Below are 9,529 nucleotides of genomic sequence, written 5' to 3' on the forward strand. Positions count from 1 at the left end.
TTCCGGGTAATAAAAAGAAGAGGAATGCAATTATGGCACTTTGGGGTGGGCGCTTCAGTCAGGAAGCTGATCAGCAATTTAAGCAGTTTAATGATTCCCTGTGTTTTGATTATCGTCTGGCAGAGCAGGATATTGTTGGCTCTGTCGCATGGTCAAAGGCGCTGGTTACAGTGGGTGTTCTGACATCTGAAGAGCAGCAGAAGCTGGAGTTGGCGTTGAATGCATTATTGGATGAAGTGAGAACCAACCCAGAGGCTATTTTGCAAAGCGATGCGGAAGATATTCATAGCTGGGTGGAAGGCCAGCTGATCGCAAAAGTTGGGGATTTAGGCAAAAAACTGCATACAGGACGAAGCCGTAATGATCAGGTCGCGACTGACCTGAAGTTGTGGTGTAAGGATCAGATAGCGGATATCCGGCAGGCTCTGACATCATTACAACAGGCATTAGTGATTACGGCTGAGAATAATCAGGATGCTGTTATGCCGGGGTATACTCATTTACAGCGGGCACAGCCGGTGACTTTCGCACACTGGTGTCTCGCATATGCAGAAATGCTTGCCCGTGATGAAAGCCGTTTGCAGGATACTTTAAAACGGCTGGATGTCAGTCCGTTGGGATGTGGTGCGTTAGCAGGAACGGCTTATGATATTGATCGGGAACAATTGGCATCATGGCTTGGTTTTGCATCAGCAACCCGTAATAGTCTAGATAGCGTGTCAGACCGTGATCATGTGCTGGAACTGCTGTCAAATGCCAGCATCAGTATGATCCATCTTTCGCGTTTTGCCGAAGATCTGATTTTCTTCAACAGTGGAGAAGCGGACTTCATTGAATTATCGGATCGGGTAACATCTGGTTCTTCTTTGATGCCTCAAAAGAAAAACCCTGACGCACTGGAACTTATCCGTGGTAAATGTGGCCGGGTACAGGGTGCATTGACAGGTATGATGATGACATTAAAAGGGCTGCCCCTCGCTTATAACAAAGATATGCAGGAGGATAAGGAAGGGCTGTTTGATGCGTTAGATACCTGGCGGGTTTGCCTGCATATGGCAGCAATGGTATTGGATGGCATTCAGATAAAACGTGAGCGTTGCCGGGAGGCAGCAAAGCAGGGCTACGCTAATGCTACGGAATTAGCCGATTATCTGGTGGCAAAAGGTGTTCCATTTCGTGAAGCGCATCACATCGTTGGTGAAGTAGTGATTGATGCAATAAAGAAAGGTAAGGCGCTGGAAGAGTTGTCATTATCTGAATTACAAAAGTTCAGTGAAACTATTTTAATCGATGTATACGATATTTTATCGTTACAGTCCTGTCTGGATAAACGTCTGGCAAAAGGTGGCGTGGCACAGAAACAGGTAACGCTGGCTATTGCTGAGGCAAAGCAGAGGCTACACCTCAGCTAACTGAAACCCCTCTGAGTATATAACTTCCCCGGGTCAACGAATTGGGCTGCCTGCTTATTGCGGTGGTCCGATTTATCTATTTTTTGAATGAATTCCGTCATTTTTTATCTGGTAACTTTATAAAAAAACTGAAATCGCCACGAATTGATAGTTTTCTCCTCTCATGCATATAATGATTTATTGATCAATTCTATCATTGATATCAAAACAATGAGGTTGGGAATGAATATCCGCGATTTGGAATATCTTGTGGCACTTGCTGAGTATCGGCATTTTCGCAGGGCTGCTGATTCTTGCCATGTCAGCCAGCCGACGCTCAGTGGGCAGATACGCAAACTTGAGGATGAGTTGGGCGTAATGCTGCTGGAACGCACAAGCCGCAAGGTCTTGTTTACACAACAGGGAATGTTGCTGGTGGAGCAAGCCAAGACGGTATTGCGAGAAGTGAAGGTATTACAGGAAATGGCCTCACTTCAGGGTGAAAGTATGTCCGGCCCATTACATATCGGTCTTATTCCAACTGTTGGCCCTTATCTCCTGCCACTGATTATCCCTGAACTGCATAAGTTGTTCCCCAAGCTGGAAATGTACCTGCACGAAGCCCAGACTCAGAGCCTTCTGGCTCAGCTTGATAGCGGAAAATTAGACTGTGCGATTCTGGCTGCAATAAAAGAAACGGAAGCGTTTATTGAAATTCCTCTTTTTGAGGAACCGATGAAGCTTGCGGTCTATGAAGAACATAAATGGGCAGATCGGGATAAGATCAATATGAGCGAGCTGACCGGTGAAAAGTTATTGATGCTGGAAGATGGCCACTGCTTACGTGATCAGGCAATGGGGTTCTGTTTTCAGGCCGGAGCCAAAGAAGATACTCATTTCAGGGCAACCAGTATGGAAACATTGCGTAATATGGTTGCGGCAGGGAGCGGCATCACTTTGTTGCCTGATTTGGCTGTCCCTAAAGAGAAAAAGCGTGATGGGATCTGTTATCTCGAGTGTCATAATCCCTTGCCGGAACGTTCTGTGATTCTGGTTTATCGTCCCGGCTCACCTCTGCGTAATCGCTATGAGCAACTGGCAGAGGCGATCCGAACCAGAATGATGAATTATTTCGACATTAGTGGAACAACATCAAAATAACCGGTTCAGTCCATTAAGGGCAGCAACGCGATAAGCTTCGGCCATTGTCGGATAGTTGAAGGTTGTATTAACGAAATACTCGATACTATTACCTTCACCTTTTTGTTCCATAATCGCCTGACCGATATGAATAATCTCCGCTGCACGTTCGCCAAAACAGTGAATGCCGAGGATCTGTTTTGTCTCGCGGTGGAATAATATCTTGATGCTGCCTACATTCATCCCTGCAATCTGTGCTCTGGCCAGATGTTTAAACTGGGCACGTCCCACTTCATACGGAACTTTCATCGCTGTTAGTTCCTGCTCAGTTTTACCTACAGAACTGATTTCAGGGATGGTATAAATGCCCGTTGGGATATCGTCTACCAGATACTGTTCGGCATTCTTAGCTCCGGTCATGATGGCTTTTGCTGCAATGTGCCCCTGATTGTAGGCGGCAGAAGCAAGGCTGGGATAACCAATAACATCACCAACAGCATAAATATTTTCATTACTGGTTTGATAAACCCGGTTTACTTTCATTAAACCACGGCTATCGGTTTCCAGCCCGACGTTTTCCATCCCGAGTTTATCTGTGTTGCCGGTTCGGCCATTGGCATAAAGCAGACAGTCTGCTTTAACTTTCTTGCCTGATTTCAGATGGATAATGACGCCATCTTCAAGACCTTCAATCTTTTCATATTCTTCGTTATGGCGGATAACAATACCGCTATTCCAGAAATGATAAGACAACGCGTCAGACATTTCCTGATCAAGAAATGACAGCAGATGGTCACGGGTATTGATCAAATCGACCTTAACGCCCAACCCACGGAAGATAGAAGCATATTCGCAGCCAATCACACCCGCGCCATAAATAATGACATGACGTGGTTCGTGATCCAGTTCCAGAATAGTATCGCTGTTATAAATACGGGAATGAGTGAAGTCGACATCGGGAGGGCAATAAGGGCGAGAGCCTGTGGCAATAATTATTTTGTCGGCACTCAATATATCTACACTATCATCAGCATAACGCACACTAACATGATGTTCATCGATAAAGGTGGCTTCACCGGCAAACATCTTACACCGATTGCGCTCATAAAACCCTTGCCGCATTTTAGTTTGCTGATTTATGACAACTTCGGCATGACGTAAAATTTCTGAAAACGAAGAGCGAAGAATGCGGGAGTTGTCACTGTAGAGAGGATTTTGATTAAATTCAATAATACGACTGACAGCATGGCGGAGAGCTTTGGACGGGATAGTGCCCCAGTGGGTACAGCCGCCGCCAATATTGTTATAACGCTCTATAACTGCAACGTTTTTTCTTTGTTTTGCCAACCCCATTGCTGCCCCTTCTCCACCGGGTCCGGAGCCAATCACAATGGCATCAAAATGAGTATATTGCATAGAGGAAAGACCTGTTTTTACACAAAATAACAACTCTATATTAACATTGGTTGGCGTAATAACCTAATTAGAGTACGGTTTTTGTTTCCGGCGTTGATATAAAACTAAGGAAACATTGGTTAATATCTTTAAGAGAACAATCACAGCAAATGTAGCAGAATCTGATATATTTGCTGCATAGTATAGTCGAGTATGTATATCAGGATTGCTGTGAATAATGTAACTGGTGTCAGAGCGAAACAGAAAGAGAAAACCCGTCGTTCACTGATTGAAGCAGCATTTAGCCAACTGAGTGCTGAACGTAGTTTCACCAGCCTGAGTTTACGGGAAGTCGCCCGGGAAGCAGGAATTGCACCGACTTCATTTTATCGCCATTTTCGTGATGTGGATGAATTAGGGCTGACGATGGTGGATGAAAGCGGCTTAATGCTGCGTCAGCTTATGCGTCAGGCTCGACAGCGTATCGCAAAAGGTGGGAGTATCATTCGCACCTCTGTTTCAACCTTTATGGAGTTTATCGGTAATAATCCGAATGCATTCAGGTTATTACTGCGTGAACGTTCCGGTACATCGGCTGAGTTCCGTGCCGCTGTCGCACGGGAAATCCAACATTTTATTGCAGAACTGGCAGACTACCTTGAGCAGGCCAGTCATATGCCTCGCCATTTTACCGAAATACAAGCCGAAGCGATGGTAACAATTGTGTTCAGTGCGGGTGCAGAAGCGCTGGATATTGATGAAGAAAAAAGACGTCGTCTCGAAGAACGTTTGGTATTACAACTGCGTATGATTTCCAAAGGTGCTTTTTACTGGTATCGGCGGGAGCAGGAAAAAACGGCTAACTTAAAAAATACTGTCCTAAAAACCGCTGTCTCTAAGACTTCTGTCCCTAAAACCCCTTGAACACGACTGAAAGGAGAACAACACGATGGAACAATATCGCCAGGATAAAAGCACAATGCTGCTGGCTCTTATCGTTGGATTGGCAACTCACGGCACTTTTTCAGCATTTTTTAATTCGTTGGTACCTTTTTCAATTTTCCCGATTATCACACTTGCACTATCTCTGTATTGTCTCCATCAGCGTTATTTAAATTATCCTATGGCTGAGGGATTACCAAAACTGGCTGTTGGTTGTTTCTTCTTAGGCCTTTTTGCCTATAACGCAATTATTCGGGTTAACCACCCAGAAATTGGCTCTAACTTCCTGTCTGTTGTGGTTGGAACGGCATTAGTCTTCTGGCTTTACAGGAAGATAAAAGGGCGCAGACAACAGGCAACCTTGTCAGAAAAACATAACTGATGACTGTTTGAGAAATATGTTATGAAAACGCCATAATAATCAGTTATGGCGTTTGTAAGGTAAAAACGGGTTGTAGTAATAATAGAATTAATTGATTCTTTCCAGTAATACCCCACACTCCATATGATGGGTATAAGGGAACTGATCAAAAAGAGCCAGCTTGCTGATTTTGTGGGTTTGCGACAATGTTTCCAGATTCTGGCAGAGTGTTTCCGGGTTACAGGAAATGTACAGAATGCGCGGGTATCCCTGTACCATTTTCACCGTTTCCTCATCTAAACCACTACGCGGTGGGTCGACAAAAATGGTTTCACACTGATAACTCTTCAGGTCAATTCCCTGAAGACGGTTGAACTCCCGCTCTCCATTCATTGCCTGAGTGAATTCTTCTGCGGACATACGGATAATCTGTACGTTATCAATCTGATTGGCTTCAATATTAAACTGAGCAGCAGCAACGGAAGGTTTAGCAATTTCCGTCGCCAGCACACGTTCAAAGTTCTGAGCCAATGCCAGAGAAAAGTTACCATTACCACAATACAGTTCAAGTAGGTCGCCTTTGGCGTCTTTGGTGCTGTTAATCGCCCACTCCAGCATATGGATATTGATACTGGCGTTTGGCTGGGTAAAGCTGTTTTCAACCTGACGGTAAATCATTGTCTTACCGGCGACAGGTAGCTCTTCATCTATATAGTCATGATCAAGCATAATTTTGGTTTTTGATGCACGCCCAATAAGCTGAACATCAAAGCCTTCTGCTTTTAGCTGATCCCGCAATGCGATTGCTTGTTCACGCCACTCATCCCCCAGTTTTTTATGATAAAGGAGGGAAACAATGATTTTGTTGCTGCGAGTGGCGAGATAATCAGCCTGAAACAGTTTGTGGCGCAATACTGAATTATTTTTTACACCCGCAATAATGGCCTGCATCATGCTATTAATGAGTTGGCAGGCTACGGGAAACTGATCAATCCGGATACGCTGCTTAGTTTGTTGATCAAACATAATGTGGTAGAGGTCATCTTCCTCATGCCAGATACGGAATTCTGCACGCATTCTGTAGTGAGATGCAGGGGAACGGAAAACTTCAGGCTCGGGCGCACTAAAGGAAACCATCATTTCTTTCAGACGATGGACTTTCTCCATCAATTGGTTTTCATAATCTTCCGTTGGCAAGAGATTCTGCATTATCTGGTTCTCGTATGATCACATTAAGAAAAATTTCCGAGCGGCATTGTAGGGAAAGTACAAAGGATGTCCAGTTTTCTGGTTCATTACCCGGCTTTTTTGATAGGAAGGTATTCTGGACACTACCCAGCCTTCATCGTAGCATGGCTCTTTAATTGTTAGACTCCATTCTCTCCCATGATAAATAAAAAACACACTTTCATATCCGCCACTTTCATGGTGGTGTTTTCTGGCTGGAGCAATTTCTCCGCCGCAGATAATCAGGACTCGCTGGTAGTGACAGCAAACCGCTTTAAACAGCCCGTTTCTTCTGTTCTGGCACCAGTAACAGTTGTGACCCGTGACGAAATAGACAGCTGGCAGTCAAATAGCTTGGTTGATGTATTGCGCCGTTTACCGGGAGTTGATATTGCTCAAAATGGTGGAATAGGGCAGAACTCTTCTTTATTTATACGCGGTTCAGATTCACGCCATGTTTTGATTCTGGTCGATGGCATTCGGTTAAATCAAGCAGGTATTACAGGCTCTTCTGACCTTAGCCAGATCCCGCTTAGTTTAGTGCAAAAAATTGAATATATTCGCGGTGCCCGTTCTGCTGTATATGGCTCAGATGCGATTGGAGGAGTACTCAATATCATCACAACACGAGAGCAGCAAGGGACGACCCTCAATGCAGGGATCGGTTCGCATGGATACCAGAATTACAATGGTTCAATCCAGCAGAAATTGGATGAAGATACAGTACTGAGTGCCGCAGCGGGCTATACCTATACTAAAGGATTTGATGTAGTCGCTAATGGCAGTACGGGAGGATACCCTCAGTCGGATCGTGACGGTTTTATGAGTAAGGCTTTGTGGTTGGGGATTAATCATCAGTTTAATGATCGGTTCAATGGGTTTGTTCGCACTTCTGGATTTAATAACCGCTCGAATTATGATAGCGGTAATGATTGGGATTACCCATATGCCAGACCTGATACCCGTGAATTTTTCAGTCGTAGCTATGATGTAGGCATCCAATTTAATCAGGATGTGTATTCATCTCAATTGATTGCGAGTTATAGCCATGCAAAGGATTATAATTTTGATCCCAAATATGGTCGTTATGATAAGAGTTCTGGGCTAAGTAATTCTAAAAATTACAATATTCAGTGGGGTAATTCACTGAGTGTTGGTCATGGGACAGTTAGTGGTGGAATTGATTGGCAAAGGGAATCTGTTGCTGCGGGTTCAAATTCTATTCTGGCCAAAAGAAATATTGATAATACGGGGTTATATTTAACCGCTCAGCAAAAAATTCATACAGTTATTGTCGAGGGTGCTGTTCGTTCGGATAAGCATTCTGAATATGGTTGGAATACCACATGGCAAACAGCAATGGGATGGGAGTTCATTGATGGCTATCGTCTGATTGCTTCCTATGGAACGGCATTTAAAGCACCAACACTTGGTCAGCTTTATAGCAAGTGGGGAAATATAAATCTTAAGCCAGAACAAAGTAAGCAATGGGAAGGCGGTCTAGAAGGTCTTACAGGAACGCTAGGTTGGCGTTTAAGTGCTTATCGAAATGAGATTAGTGAATTTATCGGTTTCGAAAATAATCGTTATTACAATATTGCACAAGCTACTATTAAGGGAGTTGAGTGGGTAGGAAATCTGGATACCGGAATATTCCAACATCAACTCACATTGCAGTATGTTGATCCGCGTGATGGTAATGACCAACCATTGACTCGCCGGGCTAAGCAACAAGTGAAATACCAATTAGATTGGGAAGCTCTGAATATTGATTGGGGAGTGACTTATCAATATTTAGGCCAACGTTATGATATAAACACCGATAATTATAAGAGGACTCGCGTGGGCGGAGTCAGTCTATGGGATATCAACGGGTCTTATCCAGTCACTGACCGTCTGACAATCCATGCTAGAATAGCTAATCTGTTTGATAAAAATTATGAGACAGCGTATGGCTATCGCACTCCAGGACGAGAATACTTCATCACAGGCAGTTACAACTTCTGATTTAACTACATTCGATATAAAGAAAACCGCCCGCCCGACCATTCTGGTATTTGATTCCGGTGTGGGTGGTTTATCTGTATATCAGGAGATCCGACAATTGCTGCCGGATCTCCACTATATATATGCATTCGATAATGAAGCCTTCCCCTATGGCGAGAAAACGGCAGAAGTCATTATTGAGCGGGTTGTCAAAGTTGTTGATGAAATCCAGAAAAGGCATCCATTAGCAATTGTCGTTATCGCCTGCAACACCGCGAGTACTGTCAGCCTTCCAGCTTTGCGTGAGCGTTTTTCTTTTCCTGTTGTGGGTGTTGTTCCTGCTATCAAACCTGCCGCGAAGCTCACTTGTAACCGCGTAGTTGGACTATTGGCAACACGGGCAACAGTCAATCGTGACTATACTAAAGAACTTATCACCAGATTCGCTACGGATTGTCAGGTTCATGCTATCGGTTCAGCTGAGCTGGTCGAACTGGCAGAACGAAAGCTGCACGGTGAAACCATCCCTCTGGAAGAACTGGAAAAAATATTAAAACCGTGGCTGAGAATGAAAGAACCACCAGACACTGTTATTTTGGGATGTACTCATTTTCCTTTACTTGCAGAGGAACTGTCTCAGGTTCTGCCTAATGGCACGAGATTGATTGATTCAGGTGCTGCAATTGCACGAAGAACCGCATGGCTGATAAAAAATCGAGAAAATTTATCTGTAACGACAGAAAATAACTTAGCGTATTGCACCAAAATAGATGCTAATAGCGAGTCTCTACGGCCTGTTTTATATAATTATGGCTTCATTTCGCTGGAAAAACTGCCAACTTAAGTCAAATTTGGCGTAATAACCAGCAGTCGGTATTTTTTTTCAAAAAAACTATTGTCAAGGCCGAAAAACTCCCTATAATGCGCCACCACTGACCGACGCTGAGCTGAGACACGCCGCGCAGGACAGCGGAAAGAAAGCGAAAATAAACGCTTGACTCCGGAGGCAAAAAGCGTAAGATACGCAGCCTCGCAACCCGGAACGAGATGTTCGGTTGCAATGCTCTTTAACAACATAATCAGACAA

At 44.1% G+C, this 9,529-nt stretch carries 9 protein-coding genes; 6 read left to right on the forward strand and 3 right to left on the reverse strand.

All coding sequences use genetic code 11. The features are described from left to right. Positions 1 to 32 precede the first annotated feature (32 nt). Both argH and oxyR read left to right on the forward strand, forming a co-directional pair. Positions 33 to 1,412 (forward strand): argininosuccinate lyase, encoded by a 1,380-nt coding sequence (gene argH, locus AACX38_RS07770; protein WP_099120839.1) that lies wholly within the window; start codon positions 33 to 35, stop codon positions 1,410 to 1,412. A 222-nt stretch (positions 1,413 to 1,634) separates the two neighbouring features. After that, a complete protein-coding gene (oxyR, locus tag AACX38_RS07775; protein WP_228863903.1) occupies positions 1,635 to 2,552 on the forward strand; it encodes a DNA-binding transcriptional regulator OxyR in 918 nt (305 codons plus the stop codon). On the opposite strand, the gene sthA is transcribed toward oxyR, so the two are convergent. After that, a complete protein-coding gene (sthA, locus tag AACX38_RS07780; RefSeq protein WP_099120835.1) occupies positions 2,544 to 3,947 on the reverse strand; it encodes a Si-specific NAD(P)(+) transhydrogenase in 1,404 nt (467 codons plus the stop codon). The two genes, oxyR and sthA, sit on opposite strands and share 9 nt — an antisense overlap. A gap of 210 nt (positions 3,948 to 4,157) precedes the next feature. Between sthA and fabR the strand changes: the two genes are divergently transcribed. Together fabR and AACX38_RS07790 are read left to right on the forward strand one after the other, a co-directional pair. Then, positions 4,158 to 4,850: an HTH-type transcriptional repressor FabR gene (gene fabR / locus AACX38_RS07785; protein ID WP_228858013.1), complete on the forward strand. Its 693-nt coding sequence runs from the start codon at positions 4,158 to 4,160 to the stop codon at positions 4,848 to 4,850. A 25-nt stretch (positions 4,851 to 4,875) separates the two neighbouring features. Continuing rightward, the gene (locus tag AACX38_RS07790; protein ID WP_099111268.1) at positions 4,876 to 5,250 is read left to right on the forward strand and encodes a YijD family membrane protein; all 375 of its coding nucleotides are present in this window, start codon (positions 4,876 to 4,878) and stop codon (positions 5,248 to 5,250) included. A gap of 87 nt (positions 5,251 to 5,337) precedes the next feature. Here the strand turns inward: AACX38_RS07790 and trmA are convergent, their stop codons facing one another. Beyond that, positions 5,338 to 6,438, reverse strand: coding sequence for a tRNA (uridine(54)-C5)-methyltransferase TrmA (gene trmA, locus AACX38_RS07795; RefSeq protein WP_099120833.1), 1,101 nt, complete (start codon positions 6,436 to 6,438; stop codon positions 5,338 to 5,340). Between the two features lie 177 nt (positions 6,439 to 6,615). Between trmA and btuB the strand changes: the two genes are divergently transcribed. Together btuB and murI are read left to right on the forward strand one after the other, a co-directional pair. After that, complete coding sequence (gene btuB / locus AACX38_RS07800; RefSeq protein WP_228863904.1) at positions 6,616 to 8,463, forward strand: TonB-dependent vitamin B12 receptor BtuB; 1,848 nt, start codon at positions 6,616 to 6,618, stop codon at positions 8,461 to 8,463. After that, positions 8,408 to 9,286: a glutamate racemase gene (murI, locus tag AACX38_RS07805; protein WP_099120830.1), complete on the forward strand. Its 879-nt coding sequence runs from the start codon at positions 8,408 to 8,410 to the stop codon at positions 9,284 to 9,286. Before btuB ends, murI begins: the two co-directional genes overlap by 56 nt. Here murI and AACX38_RS07810 read toward each other — a convergent pair. Next, the coding region (locus AACX38_RS07810) for a hypothetical protein (RefSeq protein ID WP_228863905.1) at positions 9,283 to 9,529 on the reverse strand (247 nt) is incomplete at its 5' end. The two genes, murI and AACX38_RS07810, sit on opposite strands and share 4 nt — an antisense overlap.

This window comes from Xenorhabdus sp. PB30.3, from assembly GCF_963895965.1.
Classification (GTDB): Bacteria; Pseudomonadota; Gammaproteobacteria; order Enterobacterales; family Enterobacteriaceae; genus Xenorhabdus; species Xenorhabdus stockiae.

What these genes read in the sequence shown, in the direction of transcription:
- argH (WP_099120839.1), top strand. Translation starts at nt 33, where the DNA reads ATGGCACTTTGGGGTGGGCGCTTCAGTCAGGAAGCTGATCAGCAATTT.
- oxyR (WP_228863903.1), top strand. Translation starts at nt 1,635, where the DNA reads ATGAATATCCGCGATTTGGAATATCTTGTGGCACTTGCTGAGTATCGG.
- sthA (WP_099120835.1), bottom strand. Translation starts at nt 3,947, where the DNA reads ATGCAATATACTCATTTTGATGCCATTGTGATTGGCTCCGGACCCGGT.
- AACX38_RS07790 (WP_099111268.1), top strand. Translation starts at nt 4,876, where the DNA reads ATGGAACAATATCGCCAGGATAAAAGCACAATGCTGCTGGCTCTTATC.
- trmA (WP_099120833.1), bottom strand. Translation starts at nt 6,438, where the DNA reads ATGCAGAATCTCTTGCCAACGGAAGATTATGAAAACCAATTGATGGAG.
- btuB (WP_228863904.1), top strand. Translation starts at nt 6,616, where the DNA reads ATGATAAATAAAAAACACACTTTCATATCCGCCACTTTCATGGTGGTG.
- murI (WP_099120830.1), top strand. Translation starts at nt 8,408, where the DNA reads ATGGCTATCGCACTCCAGGACGAGAATACTTCATCACAGGCAGTTACA.